This is a genomic window from Stenotrophomonas sp. CS3K5 (assembly GCF_059515225.1).
In genome coordinates this window covers 71,314-97,263 of record NZ_JCAKRX010000007.1, presented here as the reverse complement: position 1 = coordinate 97,263, position 25,950 = coordinate 71,314, and the positions used below count along the sequence as shown (strand labels likewise).

The 25,950-nt window shown below is 64.4% G+C and carries 24 protein-coding genes and 1 tRNA gene; 15 read left to right on the top strand and 10 right to left on the bottom strand.

Annotated features, from left to right (window positions below):
• The first annotated feature begins 115 nt into the window (after window positions 1-115).
• Complete coding sequence (locus AC5YGJ_RS12145; RefSeq protein WP_279919747.1) at window positions 116-1,990, top strand: patatin-like phospholipase family protein; 1,875 nt, start codon at window positions 116-118, stop codon at window positions 1,988-1,990.
• A 23-nt stretch (window positions 1,991-2,013) separates the two neighbouring features.
• Here AC5YGJ_RS12145 and AC5YGJ_RS12140 read toward each other — a convergent pair whose 3' ends face one another.
• The 3 genes from AC5YGJ_RS12140 to AC5YGJ_RS12130 all read right to left on the bottom strand — a co-directional run bounded on the left by AC5YGJ_RS12140 (window position 2,014) and on the right by AC5YGJ_RS12130 (window position 6,114).
• Window positions 2,014-3,174, bottom strand: a complete 1,161-nt coding sequence (locus AC5YGJ_RS12140; protein WP_496186675.1) for a reverse transcriptase family protein — start codon at window positions 3,172-3,174, stop codon at window positions 2,014-2,016.
• Between the two features lie 188 nt (window positions 3,175-3,362).
• Window positions 3,363-4,634, bottom strand: a complete 1,272-nt coding sequence (locus tag AC5YGJ_RS12135; RefSeq protein ID WP_496186674.1) for a phosphoribosyltransferase-like protein — start codon at window positions 4,632-4,634, stop codon at window positions 3,363-3,365.
• Window positions 4,635-4,746: 112 nt separating this feature from the next.
• Entirely contained in the window at window positions 4,747-6,114 is a 1,368-nt protein-coding gene (locus tag AC5YGJ_RS12130; protein ID WP_249842227.1) for a helix-turn-helix domain-containing protein, read from the bottom strand.
• 114 nt (window positions 6,115-6,228) lie between these two features.
• Here AC5YGJ_RS12130 and AC5YGJ_RS12125 point away from each other — a divergent pair, with 114 nt between their 5' ends.
• Genes AC5YGJ_RS12125 through mmsB form a run of 5 tightly spaced genes read left to right on the top strand, consistent with a single transcriptional unit; the run spans window position 6,229 to window position 11,768 of the window.
• Complete coding sequence (locus AC5YGJ_RS12125; protein ID WP_249842226.1) at window positions 6,229-7,734, top strand: CoA-acylating methylmalonate-semialdehyde dehydrogenase; 1,506 nt, start codon at window positions 6,229-6,231, stop codon at window positions 7,732-7,734.
• Between the two features lie 14 nt (window positions 7,735-7,748).
• Complete coding sequence (locus AC5YGJ_RS12120) at window positions 7,749-8,915, top strand: acyl-CoA dehydrogenase family protein (protein WP_496186673.1); 1,167 nt, start codon at window positions 7,749-7,751, stop codon at window positions 8,913-8,915.
• Window positions 8,912-9,709, top strand: coding sequence for an enoyl-CoA hydratase (locus AC5YGJ_RS12115; RefSeq protein ID WP_496186672.1), 798 nt, complete (start codon window positions 8,912-8,914; stop codon window positions 9,707-9,709). The genes AC5YGJ_RS12120 and AC5YGJ_RS12115 overlap by 4 nt, the downstream gene beginning before the upstream one ends.
• Entirely contained in the window at window positions 9,706-10,881 is a 1,176-nt protein-coding gene (locus AC5YGJ_RS12110) for an enoyl-CoA hydratase/isomerase family protein (RefSeq protein ID WP_496186671.1), read from the top strand. Before AC5YGJ_RS12115 ends, AC5YGJ_RS12110 begins: the two co-directional genes overlap by 4 nt.
• Window positions 10,878-11,768 (top strand): 3-hydroxyisobutyrate dehydrogenase, encoded by an 891-nt coding sequence (gene mmsB / locus AC5YGJ_RS12105; protein WP_107231484.1) that lies wholly within the window; start codon window positions 10,878-10,880, stop codon window positions 11,766-11,768. Before AC5YGJ_RS12110 ends, mmsB begins: the two co-directional genes overlap by 4 nt.
• A gap of 230 nt (window positions 11,769-11,998) precedes the next feature.
• On the opposite strand, the gene AC5YGJ_RS12100 is transcribed toward mmsB, so the two are convergent.
• On the bottom strand, window positions 11,999-12,424 hold the full coding sequence (locus AC5YGJ_RS12100; protein WP_004153735.1) for an organic hydroperoxide resistance protein: 426 nt from the start codon (window positions 12,422-12,424) through the stop codon (window positions 11,999-12,001).
• A 111-nt stretch (window positions 12,425-12,535) separates the two neighbouring features.
• Window positions 12,536-13,492, bottom strand: coding sequence for a cation diffusion facilitator family transporter (locus AC5YGJ_RS12095; RefSeq protein WP_496186670.1), 957 nt, complete (start codon window positions 13,490-13,492; stop codon window positions 12,536-12,538).
• Between the two features lie 221 nt (window positions 13,493-13,713).
• Here AC5YGJ_RS12095 and AC5YGJ_RS12090 point away from each other — a divergent pair, with 221 nt between their 5' ends.
• Window positions 13,714-15,168, top strand: a complete 1,455-nt coding sequence (locus AC5YGJ_RS12090) for a SulP family inorganic anion transporter (protein WP_496186669.1) — start codon at window positions 13,714-13,716, stop codon at window positions 15,166-15,168.
• A 145-nt stretch (window positions 15,169-15,313) separates the two neighbouring features.
• Here the strand turns inward: AC5YGJ_RS12090 and AC5YGJ_RS12085 are convergent, their stop codons facing one another.
• The gene (locus tag AC5YGJ_RS12085) at window positions 15,314-16,210 is read right to left on the bottom strand and encodes a hypothetical protein (RefSeq protein ID WP_496186668.1); all 897 of its coding nucleotides are present in this window, start codon (window positions 16,208-16,210) and stop codon (window positions 15,314-15,316) included.
• Between the two features lie 12 nt (window positions 16,211-16,222).
• Window positions 16,223-16,465, bottom strand: a complete 243-nt coding sequence (locus tag AC5YGJ_RS12080; RefSeq protein ID WP_249842216.1) for a hypothetical protein — start codon at window positions 16,463-16,465, stop codon at window positions 16,223-16,225.
• 192 nt (window positions 16,466-16,657) lie between these two features.
• On the opposite strand from AC5YGJ_RS12080, the gene dusA reads away from it, so the two are divergent.
• The 4 genes from dusA to AC5YGJ_RS12060 all read left to right on the top strand — a co-directional run bounded on the left by dusA (window position 16,658) and on the right by AC5YGJ_RS12060 (window position 20,483).
• Window positions 16,658-17,689 (top strand): tRNA dihydrouridine(20/20a) synthase DusA, encoded by a 1,032-nt coding sequence (gene dusA / locus AC5YGJ_RS12075; protein ID WP_496186667.1) that lies wholly within the window; start codon window positions 16,658-16,660, stop codon window positions 17,687-17,689.
• 212 nt (window positions 17,690-17,901) lie between these two features.
• A complete protein-coding gene (locus tag AC5YGJ_RS12070; protein ID WP_057498613.1) occupies window positions 17,902-18,276 on the top strand; it encodes a hypothetical protein in 375 nt (124 codons plus the stop codon).
• A 73-nt stretch (window positions 18,277-18,349) separates the two neighbouring features.
• Window positions 18,350-19,033 carry a response regulator transcription factor gene (locus AC5YGJ_RS12065; protein ID WP_004136763.1) on the top strand — a complete coding sequence of 228 codons (684 nt, stop codon included), beginning with the start codon at window positions 18,350-18,352 and terminating at the stop codon, window positions 19,031-19,033.
• A 25-nt stretch (window positions 19,034-19,058) separates the two neighbouring features.
• The gene (locus AC5YGJ_RS12060; protein ID WP_107277805.1) at window positions 19,059-20,483 is read left to right on the top strand and encodes an ATP-binding protein; all 1,425 of its coding nucleotides are present in this window, start codon (window positions 19,059-19,061) and stop codon (window positions 20,481-20,483) included.
• A gap of 36 nt (window positions 20,484-20,519) precedes the next feature.
• Here the strand turns inward: AC5YGJ_RS12060 and AC5YGJ_RS12055 are convergent, their stop codons facing one another.
• Window positions 20,520-21,308: a M90 family metallopeptidase gene (locus tag AC5YGJ_RS12055; RefSeq protein WP_249842213.1), complete on the bottom strand. Its 789-nt coding sequence runs from the start codon at window positions 21,306-21,308 to the stop codon at window positions 20,520-20,522.
• Entirely contained in the window at window positions 21,275-21,553 is a 279-nt protein-coding gene (locus AC5YGJ_RS12050) for a hypothetical protein (RefSeq protein WP_249842212.1), read from the bottom strand. The genes AC5YGJ_RS12055 and AC5YGJ_RS12050 overlap by 34 nt, the downstream gene beginning before the upstream one ends.
• Before the next feature lie 144 nt (window positions 21,554-21,697).
• On the opposite strand from AC5YGJ_RS12050, the gene birA reads away from it, so the two are divergent.
• From birA to AC5YGJ_RS12030, 4 genes are all read left to right on the top strand, one after another.
• Window positions 21,698-22,666 (top strand): bifunctional biotin--[acetyl-CoA-carboxylase] ligase/biotin operon repressor BirA, encoded by a 969-nt coding sequence (birA, locus tag AC5YGJ_RS12045; RefSeq protein ID WP_496186666.1) that lies wholly within the window; start codon window positions 21,698-21,700, stop codon window positions 22,664-22,666.
• Window positions 22,663-23,394: a type III pantothenate kinase gene (locus AC5YGJ_RS12040; protein ID WP_496186665.1), complete on the top strand. Its 732-nt coding sequence runs from the start codon at window positions 22,663-22,665 to the stop codon at window positions 23,392-23,394. The genes birA and AC5YGJ_RS12040 overlap by 4 nt, the downstream gene beginning before the upstream one ends.
• Before the next feature lie 9 nt (window positions 23,395-23,403).
• Window positions 23,404-24,237, top strand: coding sequence for an SPOR domain-containing protein (locus tag AC5YGJ_RS12035; protein ID WP_496186664.1), 834 nt, complete (start codon window positions 23,404-23,406; stop codon window positions 24,235-24,237).
• Between the two features lie 41 nt (window positions 24,238-24,278).
• A tRNA-Thr gene (locus AC5YGJ_RS12030) sits at window positions 24,279-24,354 on the top strand.
• 348 nt (window positions 24,355-24,702) lie between these two features.
• Here the strand turns inward: AC5YGJ_RS12030 and AC5YGJ_RS12025 are convergent.
• Window positions 24,703-25,872 (bottom strand): HNH endonuclease signature motif containing protein, encoded by a 1,170-nt coding sequence (locus AC5YGJ_RS12025; RefSeq protein WP_496186663.1) that lies wholly within the window; start codon window positions 25,870-25,872, stop codon window positions 24,703-24,705.
• Window positions 25,873-25,950: the final 78 nt, after the last annotated feature.

Sequence of the window (25,950 nt, the reverse complement as noted above, 5' to 3'; positions counted from 1 at the left end):
TGGACCGGTTGGCGGCAATGGTCAAGGACCGAAGTCCGTGCAGTGGTGTGGCTCACTTCTCAGGTTGTGAGAGCGTCCCTTGCCATACTGGACACCAGCGGACGGGAGAGGGCGTGTGGCAGACAAATATTGCGATCTGGTCATGAAGGGCGGCATCACCAGCGGCATCGTGTATCCCAATGCGGTACTCGCGCTGGCCCGCGAATACCGCTTCAAGAGCATCGGCGGTACCTCGGCGGGCGCCATTGCCGCTGCAGTGGCGGCGGCGGCGGCCTGCGGCGATCGTCGCCAGCAGGCCGGCGAGCACCTGCCCGATGACGCCGGCTACAACGGACTGTCGGCGGTGTCGGCGCAGCTGTCGCAGCGCGGCTTCATCTATCGGCTGTTCCAGCCTGCACGCGGTGCGCGTGCGGCATACCGGCTGCTGGTGGTCCTTACCGGCAATGCCGGCCTGCCGCGCAAGCTGCTGTGCCTGGCCATCGCGGTGTTCACCATTGCACCGCTGGAAGTGCTGGTCTCGCTGGCGCTGCTGCTTGGCCTGGGGTGGTGGGGCGGTGGCTGGAGCGGCATGGCGGCCACGCTGGTACCGTCGCTGCTGTGCGCGTACGGGGCGGGTGTGGCCGGCGCTGCGCTGCGGGTGGCGCGGGTGGCGCGGCGCAACCTGCTGGGCCTGTGCAGTGGTCTGGGGCGTGACCGCTCCAGGCCGGCACTGACCGAGTGGCTGCACACCTGCCTGCAGCAGCTGTCGGGCAAGGCACTGGACGCGCCGTTGACCTTCGCCGACCTGCACGACGCGCCGCGCTACGCCGGTGAGCCCGACAGCCCGCATGCGATCAGCCTGCAGATGATCACCACCTGTGTCTCGCACAACGAGCCGCGCACGCTGCCGCTGGGCGGGGCGCAGTTCTGGTTCCTGCGCGAGGAGTTTGCGCAGCTGTTCCCGGCCAGCGTGGTGCAGTGGCTGGTGGACCACGCCGGGCCGCCGCTGGAGGTGGACGGGCGGCACTATCACCGCCTGCCGCAGGGCCCGCAGCTGCCGGTGCTGGTGGCCACGCGCATGAGCCTGAGCTTCCCGCTGTTGATCAGTGCGGTGCCGTTGCATGAGCCGTCGCGCCGCGAGCGACGCTGCGAGCCGACGGCCGCGGCAGCCGACCCGGAGCACAACGTCGCCGACAGCATGGAAGGGTTGACCAGTGCGGGGCAGGCCTGTGGACCGGTGATCACCGCCTTCCGCATCTGCTGGTTCTCCGACGGCGGCATCAGCAGCAACTTCCCGATCCATCTGTTCGACGCCGCGCTGCCGCGCTGGCCGACCTTCGCCATCAATCTGGTCTATCCGCAGCATGCCGAGGCCGTCGGTCACGGTGGCAGCGACCGCCAGGCGCTGGAACACGCGGTGTTCCTGCCCACCGAAAACCGTCACGGCTGGCAGCGCACCTACCAGTCGATCGCCACGCCGTTGGCCGCCGCCGAACTGGGCCGCTTCCTGTTCGCGGTGGTGGCGACCATGCAGAACTGGCGCGACCTGCTGCAGGCACGGGCGCCGGGCTACCGCGACCGCATCGTGCACGTCAGCCTGCAGGGTGACGAGGGGGGAATGAACCTGGACATGCCGCAGGAGGTGCTGACCCGCATTGCCGACAAGGGCAGCCTGGCCGGTGCACGCTTCTGTGCGTTCTCGTTCGAGAACCACTACTGGATCCGCTGGCGCAACCTGGCCTCGGCCTACCAGCGCTACACGCTGGAAGTGGCGCGTACCGATGATCCGGCGCAGCAGGTACTGGCGTATCGCGCAGCCTATTCGATGGTCGCCAGCGGCGTGCCGGCACCACCGTCGTACAAGCTGGGCTCGGAAGACAAGCGGTTGGGCTCACAGCAGCTGTGGGGGCTGATGGTCGAACAGGGCCGCAGCTGGGACGACCTCGGCCCCGACCTCACCGATGGGGCGCCGCGGCCACTGCCGCAGATGAAGGTGACGCCGATCTACTGACCTACAAGAAGATCGCGAATTTATTACTGAGACCAATCAATACGATTGAATTTCGAATAGAGATCTTTAGCGTAATTTGGATCAACTTGATGTGCGAATGAGATTAGGCCTTCAATATGTCTTCTCATTCCAATGGTTGACGAGAATCCTCGATTGGACAGATGTGATTCTATTCCAATCTTTGAATTTAGTAATGCGTAAAGGTGTGTCTCGATGTTGTTCCTGTACGCTTTTGTGAGGCGGGGTTTGTCATTATCAATCAAAACGCCGAGAATTACTTTCCGCGCTCCGGGGGGTGATATTTTTGTTTTCTGTTTGTGGTTTATTAGGCCATATCGATTGAGTTCTAGTTCAATTATTTTCGTTAATCTTTGCGCGGATCTTCTACTTGTTTTGGTTTGTCTAGATAAAGCTAGATCGTCAGCATATCGAGTGTATGTCCAGCCTTCTGCTTTCGCGATTTTTGTCAGCCGGGTGTCCAAACGGCGCATGGCCAAATTCGCTAGCATTGGACTGCTTGGTGCTCCTTGGGGGAGGTGTCCAGTTGCTAGCGGTCGATAAACTATTTTGCTTTTGTCGCGGAATGCTCGGTGCTCAGGTGCTTGGCGGCGATCTCTTTCAGGCAGGCGAGTGCATATACGAGCCATCTGAAATGAGAGCAGGGCGGTGTAACCGAAAGACCTGAATGAGTGATAGGCGTGCTTTTCTGTTATCGACTCGAAGAAATTTCTGACATCCATTTTCACTAGCCACTTGGCGCTCGTGTGCCATTTTGCGGCATCGACGAGATCCTTCCCTGGGGTAAAGGCGAAGCTGGCTTCGTGTGGTGAAATTGCGTTCAGAATATTCTGGGCGATCCACCTTTGCGTCTTCATCAAGAACGGATCCGGCACGCAAATAGTGCGAAACTTCCGACTTGGCGGAGGGATTTTTCCGGGAATTCCGCGTTTCTTTACACGAAAGATTCGATAGGAGTCGACTTGTCGTGAAACTACTTTTTGAAGGTCTTCGCTGCGGACGCCGATAATATTGGCTAGATGATTCAGGGTGAAAATAACCGGAAGATCAGGGTTCGAGCTCTTTATGTTCCTGGCAATTGCTTCGGAAGCTTCAATCATCTGAAGCGGCCGTCCGGCATTTCGTGCCGCAGCTGCAAAGCTCTGAGAACTCCACGGATGTTTCATCTACTTGAGTCCTGCTCGTCTATGGCGCCTTCGCATCTCGAGTGAGCCTTCGAAAGGTTCCCGCAGGGAACGAGATGCGAAGGCGCAAGAGACACTATTCGAAAGCTCTATCTACGACAACCGGAAACCCGATTGCCCATGAAGTTGGCGGGTAGCCGTCTTCAAGGCTGCCTTGTGAGCAGCATGTTCTAAACGATGCCCCGTGGAGTTCTCAGTGCACCCGGAATATATAGTGTTGAGTTCGTTTTGACTAGGGGGCGTTCGCGCCGCTCGCGCCTCGCTGCGCCGAGCAGAGCTTGCCCTGCGTCAGTAAGGCGGCCCTTCTTGTCAATCAGCCCCCTGTTGAGGGCGGTCTTCAGTATGTCCATGACGTCTGGGATGGAGATGCCAGTGCGTTCTGAGAGCGTGACCTCAGTCCCGCAGCGCCACCTCCCTCGTAGCAAGCTCAGAATTAGAACCTCTGAAGCATCCTGAGCGGAAAGAATTTTATCTATATTAACCCCATTGTTTTCGGCCGCTTCGGTGATGATAGATTCGAGGCTGCGCATGCCAAATGCTGGGTTCAGGTCGCTTGGCGCAGCGCCTATATACAGTGCGTTCCAATCTGAATCACTGTTATGGATAATGGCTGGTGTATTATTCGGAATTCGATAGCTGAACGCTACTAGGGCAGACGCTGCGCCAAAACCACTTCGTCCACTTCCCCTGCCTGTCGCGGGTCCATATCTGGCAATCAAGTCGTACCACTGACTTGCACGACTGAAATTGCGGTGGCCGGCGATTGTGGGGACAGCATGCGTGTATATTACATCCGGCTTAAGACGGTGCTGGCGGACTGCACTTGCTCCGCTATGGGTGGCCGCGGCGGCCACAACAACAAAATTTATGTGATTTCCGGATATCCACGATTTAACCGAGGGAACCCGGTAAAACTTGTCGAGCATGTCGCGAATTCGTTTGCCAGATCCAATGAAATCTGTTACTAGTGCGATTGTATTTGGCGGTCTGGTTTTTGCTCGGATACGGTCTGGGCCAGGATGGTTAATGAATAAATCCTTCCAGGTTTCGCAACTCTGAGAGATGATGAAGGCAATCAGCCCCTCGCTGCCGACGCGGGGGCTGCCGCGCTTGGGCTTGACCGCGGGCCTTCCATTCCTGCCATATGCCCGCATACGAAGATTTCCCGCCTTGTCGGGCGTGAGCTTCGAATCGAATGCAGTGGATTCCGCGTACTCCCGTTCGGCGAACAATGCGATGCGGCGCTTTTTTCCTGCCCTGGATGCGCTGAATCGATGAAGGCCTTCACGTATCGCAATGCTCACTTTATCTTCGCTAATCAGGACAAACTCGTCTAGCATCAGTGATGCAGCCGTCCTGTCAGTGATGCTGAATTGGCTTAGCCACTTAGTGGATGTTGGATACTGGGATAGTGGCTTTTCATTCTTATCGGAATAATTCATTTTTATTCCATAGCCTGTGAGCTGGGTTTGTTTCGTTCAATTCTTATCATACGTTAAAGATTTCTCGGCTTTGCACGTTTTCAGTTCCTATAGATTGCTGGCCTTGAAAAAATCACCTTCCCGGCAACTGCGCGAACGCGCGCTGCATGCAGTCCTCGCGCGGGCACACCCGGCAGCCCGGGCCGATCGACACCGAGTTGCCCGGGCTCTGCACATCCAGCCCCAGCGAATACACCAGCCGCTCGGCGTGCTGCAGGTCGCAGCCCAGCGCCACGGCGAAGGTCTTGCGCGGCTGGCCATGTCCCACCGGTCCGCTGCTGACCTGCCGCGCCAGCCAGAAATGGCGGCGGCCATCGGGCATGCGCGCGGTCTGGGTGAGGATGCGCCCGGGCTGGTTGAATGCCTCGTAGACGATCCACAGCGGGCACGAGCCGCCCACCTGCGAGAAGTGGAAGTCGGTGGCCGAATGACGCTTGGACACATTGCCCGCGCGGTCCACGCGGATGAAGAAGAACGGCAGGCCCGGCGCACTGCGCCGTGCCAGCGTACTCAAGCGGTGGCAGACCGCCTCGAAGCCCACGCCGAACTGGTGCGCCAGCAGCTCGATGTCATAGTTGCTGGCTTCGGCCGCACGCAGGAAACGCATGTACGGCATCACCAGCGCACCGGCGAAATAGTTCGAAAGACCCACCCGCGCCTGCGCGATGCGCGCCTCATCGTTGAAACCGGCACGCGCCACCACCGCATCGATCTGCGGCAGGTAACCGTGCAGGGCCAGCTCGGCCGCCATCTGGAACGCCTGCTGGCCCGGTTCCAGATAATCGGGCAGCCACAATCGTCGTGTACCGGCGTCGTACTGGCGCTTCTCGCGCCCGGCCTGCAGCGCGGCCACTTCCACCAGCACCCCGTGGCGGTCGGCCAGCAATTGGCGCAGGCGCGGCGCCACGTGCCCGGGCGACAATCCCCACTCGGCGAACAGGCGTTCGGCCAGCTCGTCCAGTTCGGGAATGTGGTTGTGCATGCGGTTGAAGAACTCGCGCACCTGGTCGCCGGCCGGCAGGGTGCTGCCGGCCCCCGGCTCGCCGAGCTGGAACTCCAGTGCGGCGGCATGCTCGCGCAGCGCCAGATGGCGGCGGTGCAGATCGAGCAGGGCGCGGCTGACCTGCGGCAGGTTGCCGGCTAATGCGCGCAGTTCGGTGGCGCTGACCTCGGCCAGGCCCAGGTCGCGCAGGGTTTCCCCCAGCGCTTCCTGCAACGCGGCGGGCTCATCTTCGTCGAAAAGCGCCGAAACGTCGCCCAATACCTGGCCCAGCTTCTTCTGCACGGCCGGGGTCAGCGGGCGTTTGTTGCGCTCGATCTGGTTCAGATAACTGGCCGACAGCCCCAGCGCCCGCGCCAGATCGGCCTGGCTGTAGCCGCGCTGTTCGCGCAGCCGCAGCAGGCGCAGGCCGAGTTGTCGCTGGGCAGCTGAATAATTCACAGAATTAACAGGAATCGTCTGGCGTGTTGGCCAGATTAAGCGGATTCAGGCCGGAAATCGAGGTGGGCGCTGTGAATAATGCCAAGCATCTTTCGAGCCCGTGGGATTGTCGTCATGACTGTTGCAGCGCCCCGTATCCGCATGCTGATCGATGGCCAGTTCATCGAATCGGCCACCTCCCACTGGCAGGACGTGGTCAATCCGGCCACCCAGGACGTCCTGGCCCAGGTGCCGTTCGCCACCGCCGGTGAAGTGGACGCCGCCGTCGCTGCCGCCAAGGAAGCCTTCAAGACCTGGCGCAAGACCCCGATCGGCACCCGCGCGCGCATCTTCCTGAAGTACCAGCAGCTGATCCGCGAGAACATGAGCGAGCTGGCCCACATCCTCACCGCCGAACAGGGCAAGACCCTGCCCGACGCCGAAGGCGATGTGTTCCGCGGTCTGGAAGTGGTCGAGCACGCCGCCGCCATCGGCAACCTGCAGCTGGGCGAACTGGCCAACAACGTGGCCAATGGCGTGGACACCTACACGATCATGCAGCCGCTGGGCGTCTGCGCCGGCATCACCCCTTTCAACTTCCCGGCGATGATCCCGCTGTGGATGTTCCCGATGGCGATCGCCACCGGCAACACCTTCATCCTCAAGCCGTCCGAACAGGACCCGATGGTGACCATGCGCCTGGTGGAACTGGCGCTGGAAGCCGGCATTCCCAAGGGCGTGCTCAACGTTGTCCACGGTGGCGAGGAAGTGGTCAACGCCATCTGCGACCACCCGGACATCAAGGCGGTGTCGTTCGTCGGTTCGACCCGTGTCGGCACCCACGTCTACAACCGTGCCTCGCTGGCCGGCAAGCGCGTGCAGTGCATGATGGGCGCCAAGAACCACGCCGTGGTGCTGCCGGACGCCAACAAGGAGCAGACCCTCAACGCCATGGTCGGCGCCGCCTTCGGTGCCGCTGGCCAGCGCTGCATGGCCGCCTCCACCCTGGTGCTGGTCGGTGAAGCACGCAACTGGGTGCAGGACCTGGTCAGCAAGGCCAAGACCCTCAAGGTCAGCGGCGGCACCGTGTCCGGCACCGATGTCGGCCCGGTCATTTCCTGCAGCGCCCGCGAGCGCGTGGAAGGCCTGATCGCCTCGGGCGTGGAGCAGGGCGCCAAGCTGGTGCTCGATGGCCGCAAGCCGCAGGTGGATGGCTTCGAGAAGGGCAACTTCGTCGGCCCGACCATCTTTGCCGGTGTCACCACCGACATGCGCATCTACCAGGAAGAAATCTTCGGGCCGGTGCTGGTCATCCTCGAAGCGGAAACGCTGGAAGACGCCATCGCGATGGTCAACAGCAACCCCAACGGCAACGGCACCGCACTGTTCACCCAGTCCGGCGCGGCCGCACGCAAGTTCCAGGAAGACATTGACGTCGGTCAGGTCGGCATCAACGTGCCGATCCCGGTGCCGGTGCCGCTGTTCTCGTTCACCGGTTCGCGCGCCTCCAAGCTGGGCGACCTGGGCCCGTACGGCAAGCAGGTGGTGCTGTTCTACACCCAGACCAAGACGGTCACCGCGCGCTGGTTCGATGACGAAACGCTGAGCCACGGCGTCAACACCACGATCAGCCTGAAGTAACGGCAGGAGCAGCCATGAGCCACTCGATGACGACGGAACTGGAAGAAGCACAGCAGGCCTACCGCGAGGCTGCGCGCGACTTCGCACAGGCCGAACTGGCGCCGCACGCCGCGCGATGGGATGCGGAGGGCATCTTTCCGCGCGAGGCGATCGCCAAGGCCGGTGAACTGGGCTTCTGCGGTCTGTACATGGATCCGGAAGTGGGCGGCAGCGGCCTGAGCCGACTGGATGCCGCCGTCGTCATCGAGGAGCTCGCCAACGTCGATCCGTCGACCGCGGCCTACATCAGCATCCACAACATGGCCTCGTGGATGGTGTCCAAGTGGGGCCAGCCGGCCCTGCGCGAAGCGTGGGGCACCGATCTGTCCTCGGGTAGCAAGCTGGCTTCGTACTGCCTGACCGAGCCGGGCGCCGGTTCCGATGCGGCCTCGCTGAAGACCACGGCGGTGCGCGACGGCGACCACTTCGTGTTGAACGGCGCCAAGGCCTTCATCTCCGGCGCCGGTGCCACCGAACTGCTGGTGGTGATGGCGCGTACCGGCGGTGCCGGTGCCGCCGGGGTCAGTGCCATCGCGGTGCCGTCGGACCTGCCGGGCGTCAGCTTCGGCCGCAAGGAAGAGAAGATGGGCTGGAACAGCCAGCCCACCCGTGGCATCACCTTTGAAAACGTCCGCGTGCCGGTCAGCCACCTTCTGGGAGAGGAAGGCGGCGGCTTCAAGCTGGCAATGAAGGGGCTGGACGGCGGTCGCATCAACATCGCCGCCTGCTCGCTGGGTGCTGCGCAGGGCGCACTGGATGCCGCGCGCCGCTACATGGGCGAGCGCCGCCAGTTCGGCAAGGCGCTGGCCGAGTTCCAGGCGCTGCAGTTCAAGCTGGCCGACATGGCCATCGAACTGGTGGCCGCGCGGCAGATGGTGCACACCGCCGCGCGCAAGCTCGATGCCGGTGCCAGCGATGCCAACGTGTGGTGTGCGATGGCCAAGCGCTTCGCCACCGATGCCGGTTTCAACGTCTGCAACGAAGCGCTGCAGATCCACGGTGGCTACGGCTACATCCGCGAATACCCGATCGAGCGCTTGCTGCGTGACTGCCGCGTGCACCAGATCCTGGAAGGCACCAACGAGATCATGCGGGTGATCGTTGCCCGTCACCTGCTCAACACCGAAGAGGAACTGCGATGAAGGATTGGCGTACCCAGGAGCACGTGGGCCTGAAGGTCGAGGCCGATGGCCACACCGCCGTGGTCACCCTGCACAACCCGCCGGCACACACCTGGACCGTGCACAGCCTGTCGGCGCTGCGCGACCTGGTGGGCGCGCTCAACGCAGACCGCGGGATCTACGCGCTGGTGATCACCGGTGACGGCGAGAAGTTCTTCTCCGCTGGCGCCGACCTCAACCAGTTCGCCTCCGGCGACAAGGCCGCCGCCCGCGAGGCCGCACGCCGTTTCGGTGAAGCGTTCGAAGCCCTGTCGGCCTTCCGTGGCGTGTCGATCGCCGCCATCAACGGCTATGCGATGGGCGGCGGCCTGGAGTGCGCGCTGGCCTGCGACCTGCGCATCATCGAAGAGCACGCCCAGGTCGCGCTGCCAGAGGCCACCGTCGGCCTGCTGCCTTGCGCCGGTGGCACCCAGAACCTGCCGCGCCTGGTCGGCGAGGGCTGGGCCAAGCGCATGATCCTGCTGGGTGAGCGCATCAACGCCGAGACCGCACTGCGCATCGGCCTGGCCGAAGAAGTGGTCGGCAAGGGCGAAGCCAAGGCGCTGGCGCTGGAATGGGCGAACAAGGCCGGCAAGCAGAGCCCGACCAGCATTGCCGCCTGCAAGACCCTGGTGCAGTCCACCCGTACCGGCACCCACGCCTCGGCACTGGTGGCCGAGCGCGAGGCCTTCGTCGACCTGTTCGACACCGCCGACCAGGTCGAGGGCGTGACCGCCTTCCTGGAAAAGCGCGCCGCACAGTGGAAGAACGCATGAGCACCGACACCGTTGCCGACGACGCACCGGTGCTGTTCGAAGAGCGCGTGGCCGGCAACGGCACGCGCATCGGCATCGCCACGCTCAATGCGCCGCGTACGCTCAATGGTTTCTCGCTGCCGATGGCGCACCTGCTGCTGAAGCAGTTGAATGCCTGGGCGGACGACGATGGCATCGCCATGGTGGTGCTGCAGGGCGCTGGCGAGAAGGCCTTCTGCGCCGGCGGCGACCTGCACAGCCTGTACAAGGCCATGGTCGCCTTCCGCGAAGAAGGCCGCAGCGATATCCGCGACAACGGCTATGCCGCCGAGTTCTTCGATGTCGAATACCGCGTCGATTACCTCATCCACACCTACGCCAAGCCGATCCTGTGCTGGGGCCATGGGATCGTGATGGGCGGCGGCATCGGCCTGATGTCCGGTGCCAGCCATCGTGTGGTCAGTGAGCGCTCCAAGCTGGCCTTCCCGGAAATCACCGTCGGCCTGTTCCCCGATGTCGGTGGCAGCTGGTTGCTGCCGCGCGTGCCCGGCAAGGGCGGCCTGTTCCTGGCCCTGACCGGCGCGCTGCTCAACCCGGGTGACGCCATCTATGCCGGGCTGGCCGACGTGCACGTGGCCGAAGAACGCCGCAGCGCGGTGTTCGACGCGCTGTTGCAGGTGGCCTGGTCCAGCGATGCCGCGCACAACCACGAACGCCTCAGCCATCTGTTGCAGTCCCATGCCAGCGATGCCGCCACTGGCCCACTGCTGGCCCATGCTGCGCAGGTTGATGCGTTGTGCGCAGGCGATGACCTGCCTGCAATCATCGCGCGCATCGGCGCTCTGCAGACCGACGATGCCTGGCTGCAGGCCGCGCAGAAGACCCTCGCCGCCGGTGCGCCGGGCTCGGCGCGGCTGGCCTTCGAGTTGCAGCGCCGCAGCGCCGGCCAGGACCTGGCCAGCGTGTACCGTCTGGAATACATCACCGCACTGCACTGCGCCGCCCACGGCGATTTCGCCGAGGGCATCCGCGCGCTGCTGATCGACAAGGACCGCAACCCGCAGTGGAGCCCGGCCGCCCTGGCCGATGCCACCGGCGCGTGGGCCGACACCTTCTTTGTTTCGCCCTGGTCCGAGGCCGCACATCCGCTGGCCGACCTGGGAACTCCCCTTGCTGAAAGGAGCCTGGCATGAGCCGCATTGCATTCATCGGGTTGGGCAACATGGGCGGCCCGATGGCCGCCAATCTGGTCAAGAACGGGCACAGCGTGCGCGTGTTCGATCTGGTGCCCGCCGCGGTGCAGGCCGCCGTCGATGCCGGTGCCAGCGCGGCCGCATCGGCGCGCGAAACTCTCGCCGATGCCGAGGTCGTGATCTCGATGCTGCCGGCCAGCCGTCATGTCGAAGGCGTGTACCTGGGCGATGACGGCATCCTCGCCGCGATCCCGGCCGGTGCGCTGGTCATCGACTGCAGCACCATTGCCCCGGCCAGCGCCCGCAAGGTCTCCGAAGCAGCGGCCGCGCGTGGCCTGCAGATGATCGATGCACCGGTGTCCGGCGGTACCGCCGGTGCCCAGGCCGGCACCCTGACCTTCATCGTCGGTGGTGAAGAGGACGCCCTGGAACGCGCGCGCCCGGTGCTGCAGGCGATGGGCAAGAACATCTTCCATGTGGGTGCCAGCGGCGCCGGCCAGGTCGCCAAGCTGTGCAACAACATGGCGCTGGGCGTGATCATGGCGGTGACCGGTGAAGCCATCGCGCTGGGCGTGGCGCACGGGCTGGACCCGAAGGTGCTGTCGCAGATGATGGCCGTCAGCACCGGCCGCAGCTGGGCCACCGAAGTGTGCAACCCGTGGCCGGGCGTGCTGGAAAATGCACCGGCCTCGCGCGGCTACAGCGGCGGTTTCGGCAGCGACCTGATGCTCAAGGACATGGGCCTGGCGGTGGAAGCGGCGATGAGTGTCGGCGCCTCGATCCCGCTGGGCGAAGTGGCCCGCAACCTGTATTCGATGAATCACCAGGCCGGTCGCGGCAAGCTGGATTTCTCCAGCGTCGTGCAGCTGATCACCAGCGACCAGTAACTGGTCGCTGGTCCGCGCATTCCACCTTATCCCCGCGCCGTTGGCGCGCCCCCTTGAACAACAAGGGGGCTCTTCTCCAGAAGGATGGATGCGCGCCGCAGCGAATGCGTCCCCGGCCGCGCGCCGGGGCCCACCCGAGGTGGGATGGGCGGATGCCCGGTTTCGACCGGCATCCGCCCATTTTTTTCTCTTCACGTTGGTAGTGCAGGCCGCTGGCCGGCATCACCGCATCAGGCAACGATCAGCGTCACGTCGATGTTGCCGCGGGTGGCGTTGGAGTACGGGCAGACGATGTGGGCCTTCTGCACCAGTTCTTCCACCTGCTCGCGCGGCACGCCCGGCACGTTGATGGTCAGCTCGGCTTCAATGCCGAAACCGGTCGGGATCTGGCCGATGCCGACCTTGCCGGTGACGGTGGTGTCGGCCGGCAGTGCGACCTTGGCCTGGCCGGCCACGAACTTCAGCGCGCCCAGGAAGCAGGCCGAATAACCGGCGGCAAACAGCTGCTCCGGGTTGGTGCCCGGGCCACCGGCGCCGCCCAGCTCGCGCGGGGTCGACAGCTGGATGTCCAGCACGTTGTCGGAGGAGACGGAACGACCTTCACGGCCGCCGGTGGAGGTGGCCTGGGCGGTGTACAGAACCTTTTCGATGGACATCGGGATGCTCCTGGTCAGTGGGTGGGTGTTGCGATGGAGCCTACTTTGCCCGCTTTCCGCGTACGTTGGGTGACATTCCGTCCGTAAAATTTGATCGATCGTCCTGGCGGCCTAGATCGTCCACTCACGGTCGGTGGTGAACAGGATGGTCAGCCAGCGGTCCGGCGAGGCCTCGCCCAGCGCCTGGCCGATCTCGTCGCGCAGCTGGTCCCACTCCACCAGTGGCCGGGGCGGGTCGTTCTCCGGCACCACGAAGAACAGCTCGATCTGCTCGCCACGGCCGACCTGCGCCACATAGCTGCGGTGCTCGACAAAGCCATGCTTGGCAACGATGCCGCGTGCCACTGAATCCACGTGCGCCTGCAGTTCCGGCGGGGTGACCAGCAGGATGCCGGCCAGTGCCCGGCGCACGGTGCCGAGCGGGGCGATCATCACCAGCACGCAGACGAAGGCGAGGATGGCCGGATCGATGTACGGCCCTACCCATGCCCACGACGTGCCCTGCACCAGCACGCCGCCGAGGAAGGCGAGCAGATAGCAGGCCGACATGCTGGCCGCCACCACCCAGTTCTTCGCGTCCAGTGCGATGAATTCCGAACCGATGCGGCGGTTGGCGCGCAGCACGAACCAACCCAGTGCAGTCTCGGCCACCAGCGACAGGCCGGCGAAGATGATCGCCGGGCCCAGCGCGATGTGGCGGCCGCCGGACATCAGCGCATCCACCGCATTGACCAGCGCATACAGCGCCGCACCGATCATCAGCGTGCCGCTGACCCCCAGCACGATCGGCTCCAGGTGCCAGAAGCCCATGGTGAAGCGCTGGTTGAGCCGCGACTGCAGCGCATCGGTATTGGTCGAGAGCGCAATCAGCCGCGCCACCAGCAGCGACAGCCAGGTCATCACCACGTCGATCAGCCCGTAGATGCCATCGAAGATGATCAGCGAGGAATTGGCCAGCAGGCCGAACACCACCGCGGCCACCGCCAGCAGCAGTGCGCCGGCGATCGACAGGCGCAGCACGCCCTGCTCGGTGGTGGGGTCGAAGAAGTGCGGGCGGTCGGCAGTCATGCCTGGATTGTAGAGCGGAGCCACGCTCGGCTGCCTCCGCGCTACCCGCGTCGGACCGCTTCCCGTAGACTACAGCCCTCCCACGCACCCACCCCGCCCTGCAGTGATCACGCCACCCTGACCCTTGCCGCACCTCGGCAGCCGGCCCGCCCGGCTCAGGAACCCGTGTCCCTCCACTGCAGCGCCTCGCGGCCACGCCCGCGTGTGCGCGGAGTTTTCCCATGCAAACGTCCTATCCGCTGCGCCAGCAATGGCTCGGCAACCTCCGTGGCGACCTGCTGTCCGGCATCGTCGTCGCCCTGGCCCTGATTCCCGAGGCCATCGCCTTCTCGCTCATCGCCGGTGTCGACCCCAAGGTCGGCCTGTATGCCGCGTTCTCCATTGCGGTGATCACCGCCATTGCCGGCGGCCGTCCCGGCATGATCTCCGCCGCCACCGGCGCAATGGCGCTGGTGATGATCGATCTGGTCAAGGACCACGGCGTGCAGTACCTGTTTGCCGCCAGCATCCTGGCAGGCCTGCTGCAGGTGCTGGCCGGCGTGTTCAAGCTGGGTTCGCTGATGCGCTTCGTCTCGCGCTCGGTCATCACCGGCTTCGTCAACGCGCTGGCGATCCTGATCTTCCTCGCCCAGCTGCCCGAGCTGGTTGGCCGCGGCCCGGCCGTGTACGTGCTGTGTGCGGCCGCGCTGGCGATCATCTACCTGCTGCCGCGCATCACCCGGGTGGTGCCGTCGCCGCTGGTGGCGATCGTGGTGCTCACTGCCGTGGTGATCGGCTTCGGCATCGACGTGCGCAGCGTCGGCGATATGGGCCAGCTGCCCGACAGCCTGCCGTACTTCCTCATTCCCGACGTACCGCTCACCTGGGAAACGCTGCGCATTCTGTTGCCGGTGTCGGCCACGCTGGCGGTGGTCGGCCTGCTCGAATCGATGATGACCCTGCAGATCGTCGAGGACATCACCGAAACCCCCAGCGAGCGCAACCGCGAATGCGTCGGCCAGGGCGTGGCCAACACGGTCACCGGCTTCCTCGGCGGCATGGCCGGCTGCGCGATGATCGGCCAGTCGATCATCAACGTGACCTCCGGTGGCCGTGGCCGCCTGTCCTGCCTGGTGGCCGGCGTGCTGCTGCTGGTGCTGGTGGTGTACGGCAGCGACCTGGTGCGGCAGATTCCGATGGCGGCGCTGGTGGCGGTGATGATCATGGTCAGCATCGGCACCTTCAGCTGGCGCTCGCTGCGCGACCTGCGCACCCATCCACGCAGTTCGTCGGCGGTGATGCTGCTGACCGTGGTGGTCACCGTGGCCACCCACGACCTGGCCAAGGGCGTGCTCAGCGGCGTGCTACTGTCGGCGCTGTTCTTCGCGCGCAAGGTCGGCCGCTTGCTGGAGGTGCAGCGCGAGGAGGCCGGCGACACGCAGGTCTACCGCGTGCGCGGCCAGGTGTTCTTTGCTTCCGCCGGCCAGCTGGGCGCGACGTTTGACTACCAGCAAGTGGCACCGAAGGTGCAGATTGATCTGGGCGATGCCCATCTATGGGATCTGACCGCCGTGGCCGCACTGGAGCGCGCGCAGGAAAAACTGGCCGCGCATGGCGCCGAGGTAACGGTGGTGGGGCTCAATGCCGCCAGCCGGACGTTGATCGAGCAGGTGGGTGGACGCGGCGGCGGACACTGAGTTCGCACTCATCAATCGCCGCCATCTGTGCTGGAGCATGGGTCCATAAGCGCTTCGGCAGATGCCAGGGCATGCACTGGCATCTGCCTTTGATTCGGCCGGGGGCACCCGGGTGACCGCAGCGGCGGTCACCCGCGTTGTTGCATCAGTGCCTGCGGCCCATGCACCTGACCTCCACCCGCATGTCGGCGTCCATTACTTCGCTGGTGCAGATCATCTGGTTGTCGCCCGGGCCGATGTTGGGGCGCACGCCCAGATCGAAGAGGTAGCGGCTGAAGTCCATGTAGGCGTCACTGGTGATGCCACCGGGGAACTCGTACACCACCGGCTTGCCGTCCTTGGCAACGTCTGCTTTGGTCTCTGGAACCGGGTTCCCGTGAACGTCGCGGCCGGTGCCGGGAATGGGCGCCCAGCTTTTCATCTCGATGTCGTAGGAGGCCTTGATCCTGGAACCATCGGCGAAGTTCAGGGTAGTCACCGGGCGGCCCGCAGTCAGCGAGATGTTCTTTCCCCTGACCGAATTGACGAACGTCATGTGCGCCGCATACCCGCGGGCGAGCCAGGAGGCATTCAACTGCTCGATCGCGTTGTTCATCCTGGCCGGGCTCTGCAATGCATCGTATACGGTTGCCGGAACCGGCCGGTCTGCGGCGGGAGCCGCCAGTGCCCGTCGCACGCGTGCAGTCGCCATCGCTTGCTGGGGGAGTCTCCACGTGTTCGATGCAACGTCGTAGTTCATTTCAAGGCTGCGCCCATTCGCGTGCCAGAAGCGGACCAGGGCTACGAAGTAGTCTTCCAGGTCCTGTTCGATCGGCAGCTCCTGGATCCTGCGATCCCACAGGATGACGAACTTCCGTATCTCTCCAGTGGAAATACTGGTTACCAGTGCACCGCCGACGTCGACGTCCGACAGCGCGGCCGCCTGCATCTGAGCGTATGAACACCCTTCGCACGGGATATCTTGTATGTGCTTCACCTGCGCGTGCGCTCCCTGCGCACAGAGCAACAACGCCACCGCAGTGGCGTATCGGAACAGCCTCATCGAATTCGATTCCTAGATGGATGGATTGGGTAGGAAATGAATGACGATCCTGGCTACTGACGCAATGACCAGCGCAATCGACACGGCGCGGGTAAAGCGATGAATCTCGCGCCGTTGGAAGGGTATCCATACCGTGAGCAGGATGGTCGTGAGACCAAAAACCAGCACCGGGGTGCCGGAGGTCGTCATCGCCATGCACAGGCTGATGAAGCCGAACAGCTCCAGGACCAGTTCGATATAGGTGCGTTGCTGCATTACATGTTCCGTTTGCTTGGGACATCCATGCCGCACATCGATATGCGGCGCTCAAATGATATCACTTCTCATTCGTATTTGATGAGGTGGCGGGCGTGTGCCGCACCGGCAATGGGGCGCCGACGCTTCGCACATCGCCTGACGCCCCGGCGTCATTCAGCCACCGGGTGTAAACTGTTGATCTCACTGGCAATGCCAGTCTCCACGATCAACACTCCGATGACGTCCGCCACCGCCCGTTACGCCGATTCCCTGCGCCTGTCCGTTGCCCCGATGATGGACTGGACCGACCGCCATTGCCGCGTGTTCCATCGCGTGCTGGCGCCGGGCGCGCGGCTGTACACCGAGATGGTGCACGCCAATGCGGTCATCCATGGCGACCGCGAGCGCCTGCTCGGCTTCGATGCCAGCGAACAGCCGCTGGCGCTGCAGCTCGGTGGCAGCGATCCGGCGCTGCTGGCGCAGGCCGCGCGCATCGCCACCGAGTGGGGCTACGACGAAGTGAACCTCAACTGCGGCTGCCCGTCCGACCGCGTGCAGGCCGGGCGTTTCGGCGCCTGCCTGATGCGCGAGCCGGTGCTGGTGGCCGAGTGCGTGGCGGCGATGGTCGATGCGGTCGACATCCCGGTGACGGTGAAATGCCGCCTGGGCGTGGACGAAGACAACGATTACGACGTGTTCGCCGCCTTCGTCGACCGCCAGATCGCCGCCGGTGCCAGCATGGTCGTGGTGCATGCGCGCAATGCCTGGCTCAAGGGCCTGTCGCCGAAGGAGAACCGCGAGGTTCCGCCGCTGAAGTACGACTGGGCCTACCGCCTCAAGCAGGAGCGCCCGGCACTGCCGGTGGTGATCAACGGCGGCCTGGCCAGCATCGAGGCGGTGCAGGCGCAGGCCGCGCACGTCGATGGCGTGATGCTGGGCCGCGCGGCCTACCACGACCCCTACCTGCTGCATCAGCTGGAGGCGCTGCACACCGGCGCCCCCCTGCAGCCGCGTGGCGACCTGTTGCGCGCGCTGCGCCCCTACGTGGAAGCGCGGCTGGCCGAAGGTCTGGCGCTCAAGCACATCACCCGCCACCTGCTGGGCCTGTTCCACGGCCAGCCCGGTGGCCGCGCGTTCCGCCAGGTGCTGAGCGAGGGCGCACACCGCCCGGGTGCGGATTGGACCCTGGTCGAGCAGGCGCTGGCGGTCACCGAACGCGATGCCGATCGCGCCGCAGCGTGATGCTCGTCACATTCCTGGCTTGACAAGGCCAGCGCTTTCGTCCCGAATGTTCACCTAGATGAACGACTCGCGGCATCACCCGGAAAAGTTCAGATCGGATTCACTGCCCTAAACCAAGAATTTGCAAAGGAATTGTAAAGGCCGGGTCCCGCACCCGGCTCCCGGATTTACGACTTTTGAACGAATCGCCGTGCTCGGCTAGGATCGCATCGATGTCTTCCGCTCCCTTCCATTGCCGCATTGCCCTGGCCACCTGCGTGGTGCTGGCGGCTGCGCCGCTGTCTTCGGCGCTGGCGCAACAGCCGCCGCGTGGCGATCAGGGGCGCGCGGAGATGATGGAGCGGGGCGAGCGCGGTGGCCGTGGCGACGAGCGCTCGCTGTCCGATGCCGTGCGCCGTGTGCAGCGCACCACCGGCGGCCACATCCTCGGCGCCGAGCGCGTGCCGTTCGATGGGCGTGACATCAACCGGGTGAAGTACATGGACGACCGGGGCCGTGTCCGCTACATGGACGACCCCGCCCCGTCGCGTTCACAGCCGCGCACGCCGCGGTCGGATATGTCATCACTACGCGGCGATAACCCCTGAACAGGGATAGTTGTCGCTATCAACCCGTACCCCACAGGCCTCCGGGCCACACCCAGGACACTAGGGAGAGTTCATGCGTATCCTTCTGGTCGAAGACGAAGCCCCGCTGCGTGAGACCCTGGCAGCCCGGCTCAAGCGCGAAGGCTTTGCCGTCGATGCTGCGCAGGACGGCGAGGAAGGCCTCTACATGGGCCGTGAAGTGCCGTTCGATGTCGGCATCATCGACCTCGGCCTGCCCAAGATGTCGGGCATGGAGCTGATCAAGGCCCTGCGTGACGAAGGCAAGAAGTTCCCGGTGCTGATCCTGACCGCGCGTTCGAGCTGGCAGGACAAGGTCGAGGGCCTGAAGCAGGGCGCCGACGATTACCTGGTCAAGCCGTTCCACGTCGAAGAGCTGCTGGCCCGCGTCAACGCGCTGCTGCGCCGCGCCGCCGGCTGGAGCAAGCCGACCCTGGAATGCGGCCCGGTTGCCCTGGATCTGGCAGCGCAGACGGTCAGCGTGGCCGGCAGCAATGTCGACCTGACCAGCTACGAGTACAAGGTGCTGGAGTACCTGATGATGCATGCCGGGGAACTGGTCTCCAAGGCCGACCTCACCGAGCACATCTACCAGCAGGACTTCGACCGCGACTCGAACGTGCTGGAAGTGTTCATCGGCCGCCTGCGCAAGAAGCTGGACCCGGATGGCGAACTGAAGCCGATCGAGACCGTGCGCGGTCGCGGCTACCGTTTCGCGATCCCGCGCAACGAGGGCTGAGCCGGCTCCGCCTGGCGACACCATGATGTCCGGCCGTCTGTGGTTCTTCCGACGCTGGCGGCCGCGCTCCCTGCAGGCGCGCCAGATGCTTGCCGCGTCCGTGGGCCTGGTCGCGTTCCTGGCGCTGGCCGGTTATGCGCTTGACGCCGCCTTTGCCGATACGGCCAAGGCGAACCTGCGCGAGCGCCTGAAGAATTACGCCACCGCCTACGCGGCCGGTATCGATTTCACCCGCGACCGCTCGCTGTACATCCGCGAGCAGCCGCCGGATTCGCGCTTCGACGTGCCCGGCAGCGGCCTGTACCTGCAGGTGGTGATGCCGCACGGCAAGGGCAATTCGATGTCGGCCGAAGGCCCGATGCTGCCCACCGTCGGCGGCGGCCTGCTGGCACCGCGCCAGGAAGTGTTCGAAGGCCCGCTGCCGATGATCCAGATCGATGGCAGCCAGGGCTCGGTGTACCGCTATGGCCTGGGCCTGGTGTGGGATGCCGACGCCGATCCGGCCACCGAATTCCCGTACACCATCTACGTGATGGAAGACTCGCGCGCGCTGGGTGCGCAGCTGCGTGTGTTCCGCGGCCGCGTCTGGTTCTACCTGGGCGGCATCGGCCTGATCCTGCTGCTGCTGCAGACCGTCATCCTGCAGTGGAGCCTGCGTCCGCTGCGCCGGGTGATCACCGAGCTGACCAAGGTCCAGCGCGGCGAGACCGAGCGCATGAGCGAGCGTCACCCGCGCGAACTGGAGCCGCTGACCGACAGCATCAACGCCTTCATTGAGAGCGAGCGCGAGAACCTCGAACGCCAGCGCAACACCCTGGCCGACCTCGCGCACAGCCTGAAGACCCCCATTGCGGTGCTGCGCACGCAGATGGACAGCGGTGCCGGCGATGGCGCGCTGCGCGAGGAACTGGACGTGCAGCTGCAACGCATGAACAACCTGGTGTCCTACCAGCTGGCGCGCGCGGCCTCCTCGGGCCACAAGCTGTTCTCCGCACCGTTGCCGATCGAATCCAACGCCGAGGAAATCGTGCGTGGCCTGGAGAAGGTCTATGCGGCCAAGGGCGTGCTGTGCGAATTCGACATCGACCCGGCCGCGCGCTTCCACGGCGAGCCGGGTGACCTGCAGGAGTTGCTGGGCAACCTGCTGGAAAACGCCTTCAAGTGGGCCAAGCGCCGCGTGCTGCTGACCGCACAGCCGCTGCCGGCACCGAATGCGCGCCGTGCCGGCCTGCTGCTGGCGGTGGACGATGATGGCCCCGGCATCGCCCCGGATGACATCGGCAAGGTGCTGCAGCGTGGCGTGCGTGGCGACGAGCGCGTGCAGGGGCACGGCATCGGCCTGTCGATCGTGCAGGACCTGATCAAGGATTACCGTGGTGAACTGGCCGTGGGCCGTTCCAGCGAACTGGGCGGCGCCCGTTTCGAAGTGCGCCTGCCGCCGGGGCCCTAATCAACGTCGCCGGGCATGGCCCGGCGTACGGATGAATCAACCGGCCATCTTCGGCGGCTCGCCATACAACCGCCGCAGCTGCGCGGCCACTTCCGGCAACGCCTGCTGCAGCAGATCCGGTGCGGAGAAGTGGTACTCGCTGGCCACCGCGAAGAATTCTTCCGGCGCTTCGGCCGCATACGGATCGATCAGCACTTCTTCGCCCGCATCCACCTGCGCGCAGAACGCATCGTAGGCGCGCTGGAAGATGGCCGCCCACTCACGCTGCCATTCGCGCGGCAGCGGCGGCGTGCCGTCCATCGCGCCATCCAGCGCATCCAGCTTGTGCACCATCTCATGTACCGCCACGCAGTAACCCTCGTGCGGCGCATCAAGGTCGGCCTGCACATCGGCCCAGGACAGGATCAGCGGACCACTGTCCCACGATTCGCCAATCAGCTCGTCATCCCATTCGTGCAGCACGCCGGCCGCATCCAGGTGGCTGCGGTGCACACGGAACGCATCGGGATAGATGATCAGCTGCGACCAACCTTCCAGCCCCACCTCACCAAATTCCAGCAACGGCAGGCAGCACAGCGCGGCCAGCAGCACGCCATCGCCGGGCTGCAACTGCAACTCGCCGATCGGGGTGAGGGTCTTCTCATGCAGGAAGCGCGTGGCCAGCGTGCGCAGGCGCATGCGGCGCGCATCGTCGAGGCCGTGCAGCCAGGCCGCGCGGCGGCAGGCGTCATCCCAAAGCGCATCGTCAATCGGCCGCGGCGCAGGCCGCAGCCACTGTAGCAACGACTTGATCAGCGGAACATTCCCGGCAGGTAGCTGTGCCACTTCGGGGCGCGGATGCGCTGCAGCACGTCGTCGTCGCTGCCACCGCCGCCGGTGCTGGTGTTGGCGGCCGGGCGTACCGCCGCCGGCTTGGGCGGGGCGGCCGATGCCGTGGCGGTCGGTGCGCGCTGCGAGGCCGCATCGCCGTTGGAGGACACACACGCTCCGCGGCTGTCGTCCAGCGCTGCCGTTGCAGACGCCGCGAAGGGCATCGTCAGCAGGATCAGGCAATGGGCATAACGGCGCATTGACGACATCCACGTTAAGGGAGGGTGAGTTCCCGATTCTAGCCCGAACCCGGCGCTCCGTTGGAAGCCCCCGCAGAACCCAGCGTGGCGGGCGTCGCTGGCGGCTTTCCCGCATAATTCCACCCTGACTTCGTGGAAGCTGCCGTGGACGATCGCCAATTGCTGGCCAAACTCGCTGCCGGTCGTCTGTCCGGCGACGCCCTGGCCCGTGAGCTGGGCCAGACCCGGGCGGCCATTTGGAAGCGCATTCAAGGACTTAGGGCCGCCGGTGTGGACATCGAGGGCCGCGCTGGCGAGGGTTATGGCCTGACCCGCCCGGTTGACCTGCTGGACCCGGATGCCATCCGCGCCGGCCTGCCGCCCGAAGTGCTGCCGCTGCTGCACGACCTGCAGGTGGCCTGGACGGTGGACTCCACCAACGCCGAATTGCTGCGGTGCAGCGCGCCCCAGCGCGGGGTCAGCGTGTTGCTGGCCGAGCGCCAGACCGGTGGCCGTGGCCGCCGTGGCCGCAGCTGGGCCTCGCCGCTGGCCGCTCACGTGTACCTGTCGGTGCTGCGCCTGTTCTCCGGTGGCCTGGGCCGCCTGGCCGGGCTGAGCCTGGTGGCCGGCATCGCGGTGGCCGAAGCCCTGCACGACCTCGGGTTCACCCAGGCGCAGCTGAAGTGGCCGAATGACCTGATCGTCGATGGCAAGCGCAAGCTGGTCGGCCTGCTGGCCGAGGGCGGCGGCGAATACGCCGGCCCGGCGCGCGCGGTGATCGGCATCGGCATCAACACGCACATGCCGCCGTCGTTCGCCGAACAGATCACCCAGCCGTGGGTGGATCTGGACACGCTGGCGGGCACGCCGGTGGACCGCAACGTGGTGGTCGCCGCCGTGCTCGCGCGCCTGTTGCCTGCGCTGGAGGAATTCGATCGTGAAGGGCTGGCGCCGTTCCTGCCGCGCTACGCCGCCTTCGACATGCTGGCCGGTCGCGAAGTACGCGTGGAACTGGAAGGGCAGTGGCAGCACGGTACCGCGCTGGGCCTGGCCGATGACGGCGCGCTGCGCGTGCGCATCGACGGCCGCGAGCGCCTGCTGCACGCCGGCGAAGTCAGCGTGAGGGCGGCATGAGCGATTGGTTGTTCGACCTGGGCAACTCGCGCTTCAAGTTCGCGCCGTTGCAGGGTGACCGTGCCGGTGACGTGCAGGCCTGGGCGCATGGCGCCGAAGGCATGGCCGGGCAGCCACCGCACAGCCTGCCCAGCGGTACCACCGCGTTCGTGGCCAGCGTGGCCGCACCGTCGCTGACCAGCGCCATGCTGGACCAGCTGCAGCGCCGCTTCGAACACGTGCACGTGGTGCGCACCAGCGCCGAATGCGCCGGCGTGCGCATCGCCTATGCCAAGCCGGAAAAGTTCGGTGTAGACCGCTTTCTGGCGCTGCTGGCTGCGGCCAAGGCGCAGCGCCCGGTGCTGGTGGTCGGCGTGGGCACCGCACTGACGATCGATCTGCTCGACGCCGACGGCCAGCACCACGGTGGTCGCATTTCCGCATCGCCCACCACCATGCGCGAAGCGCTGCACGCACGCGCGGTGCAGCTGCCCGCCACCGGTGGTGACTACAGCGAATTCGCCAACGACACCGCCGATGCGCTGGCCTCCGGCTGCGATGGTGCCGCCGTGGCGCTGATCGAACGCAGTGCACAGCAGGCGCATGCGCTGCTGGGCGTGGCAACGTCGCTGCTGGTGCACGGCGGCGGCGCACCGGCGCTGATGCCGCTGCTGCCGGGCGCCGATTACCATCCCTCGCTGGTGCTCGATGGCCTCGCCCGCTGGGCGGTGCACCAGCCCGCAGGCTAGTATCCGCGCATGCTGACCCGTGCCCTGATCGTCGTACTGGCCATTCTCAATCTTGGCGTCGCCTGCTGGTGGCTGCTGCGCGATGCGCCGCAGAAGCCTGCGCCGCCGCCGCAAGCGCCCGGCGTGGCCGAGCTGCGCTGGGTGCCCGGTGGTGTGGATGCGGCTGCGGCCGCCGAAGCTGCTGCTGCTGCCCCGACCGCGCCTCTGATGGAAGGCGAGCCGGCTGAGAAGACGGCCGTGGCGGCGACGCCAGCGCCCGTTGTACCGGCCAAGCCCGAGGCCACGTCGGTTGCCGCAACGGCCAAGCCGGTGACGCCGCCCGCGCCGACCCCGACCCCCGCGCCGGAAAAGCCTGAGACCCCGCCCGCAGCAGCCGCCGAGCCGCCGCGCTGCGTCGCGCTGGGTCCGTTTGCCGACCGCGCCGCCGCCACCAGCGCGCAGGGTAAGGCCGGCAACGTGATCAGCCAGGTGCGCCTGCGCGAACAGCCCGCTGCCAGCGGCAGCGCCCGCTACCGGGTGCTGTTGCCGGCCGCCGCCAACCGCGAAGAAGCCCAGGCCACGGTGAAACGCATCGTTGCCGCCGGCCTGAGCGACTACTACATCATCAGCCAGGGCGAGGACGCCAACGCCGTGGCGCTGGGCCAGTACCGCAACCGCGAAGGTGCCGAACGGCGCATGGCCGCCGTGCAGGCCGCCGGCTTCCAGCCGCGCCTGGTGGCCAGCGGCGACGCCGGCCAGTGGTGGCTGGAGGGGCAGCTGGCGGCGGGCACGCAGCCGGCGCAGGCCCAGCAGCGCAGTGGCGCGGCGCAGAGCCGGTCGCTGGAATGCGCACGGTTGCGCTAGAATCCCCCGGACCGCGGCGCTGCCGCCGGTGATGCACCCATGCCGCTTTAGCTCAGTTGGTAGAGCAACTGTCTTGTAAACAGTAGGTCATCCGTTCGATTCGGATAAGCGGCACCAATAAGTCATTGAACAAAAAGAATGTGTTGGTGGGTCGATAGCCTTAGAATTTAGGTTGGCCGGTAAAGGGATGCCGGTAGAATCAATTGGAAGAGTCCGCGCGCTAAGACGCGTCAGACGCTAACAGATCAAGGCTCTTGAGGATTTGTCGATGAGAGGGCCAACTGTCAACTCATCGCAACTATCGGTAAACAGGCGTGTGGGATATGCCAATTGCCGCCGATCACGGGCGGGCCTCCGCGCGTGTCTAAATTATCCTTCAAGGATTGCGAATTCCCGCAGCCTGGTGGCCAGGTATCCGCCGGTAATCGCAAACTGTTGTGCTACTGCCTAAATGCGGACTGGGTGTTAGACAAACTCAGATTCGTCGTCGAAGTCTTCGTCGTCTTCCTCATAGTGAGCGTATGAACTATGGAAGTAACCGTGCTTTAGCAGCCCCTCCGCGTACTGGCGAGTTTTTAGATCTCCAAAGTTAGAGCAGATTCCGAGGACAGTTCCACTTATCAGCAGTTTGCCATTTTCTCGTGAGATGTTCTTTACATGGATCAAGCTTCCTTGATTCCTCGTGCCTGAAAGCCATTCACCTTTGGCCGAGCTTGAAGTGGCCTCCCAACGGTCAAAAACGAAGCTTACCTCGACGTGATTGGCAGTTCTGTAGCCTCGGTACATTTGACCTGGCCCCTTGCCATTCTTCTTGTTCGTAAGGGCGGAGAAAGTGTGAGCGCCTTGAACAAAAATGAAATCTCCTGGCACCAAGGCAAAGGCCAAGACGCCTCGTTCGAGCCAGTCAGAGATATTTACTATCGCCAGTTTAGATATGACGCGGTTTAGGACTTCGGAGGCGTAGAAGTACCGCTGTATAATTTTTGGTCCTTCGTACTTGTAGGAGAGTCTGTTCTGATTGGTTACGGGTTCGGGTAGCCCGCCGGGCTCAACGATGCCCCGTGATACGAGGTCCGAGAATCTTTCTACTTCACTGAAATTGATTTGGAGTTCTTTGGCAATCTCAAAAACACGAAGCTCATTGATGTAATTCCAGTTTGAATAATCAAGCTGCATCGCCTTCAAGATCGACTCTGAGTCAAATTTCTTTACTTTGGCTTCCCAGGCCTTCTTCGACCTTCTGAGTGTCTTGGAATCGAGGTTCTGTGCCAGTTCCTTCTTAGTGTGCGCATCGCTATGGTGGACTAAGCACAAAACTGCGAGATTCTCCGGAGCATGAGAGCGACTTCGAGACCACTCATCTATATGGTGAACGATGATTGGTAGCCCTGGTTCGCGACAGATGCAGCATTGAAATCGGTTGTCGAAAAGAAGCTTTGAAATAACATCAGTAGGGATTGGTGGGCGGCGCTCATTAAGAATTCTTTTTATAAATTCATCACTAAGACCGGCAGACCTCATCTCATCTTCTGACGATATCTTGAGTTTTGAGATTGTCCATCCTCTCATTCTGAGTTTATGTGCTGACTCAGAGTCCAGTCCCCTCGCAATGAATGACTTTTCAGTTTGATGCATGGCAATTGCTCCAAAGATCACTGATCTACTTGCGAGTCTTTAGCCGGAATTGGCTGTGTTTCCAGATGTATTTTCATC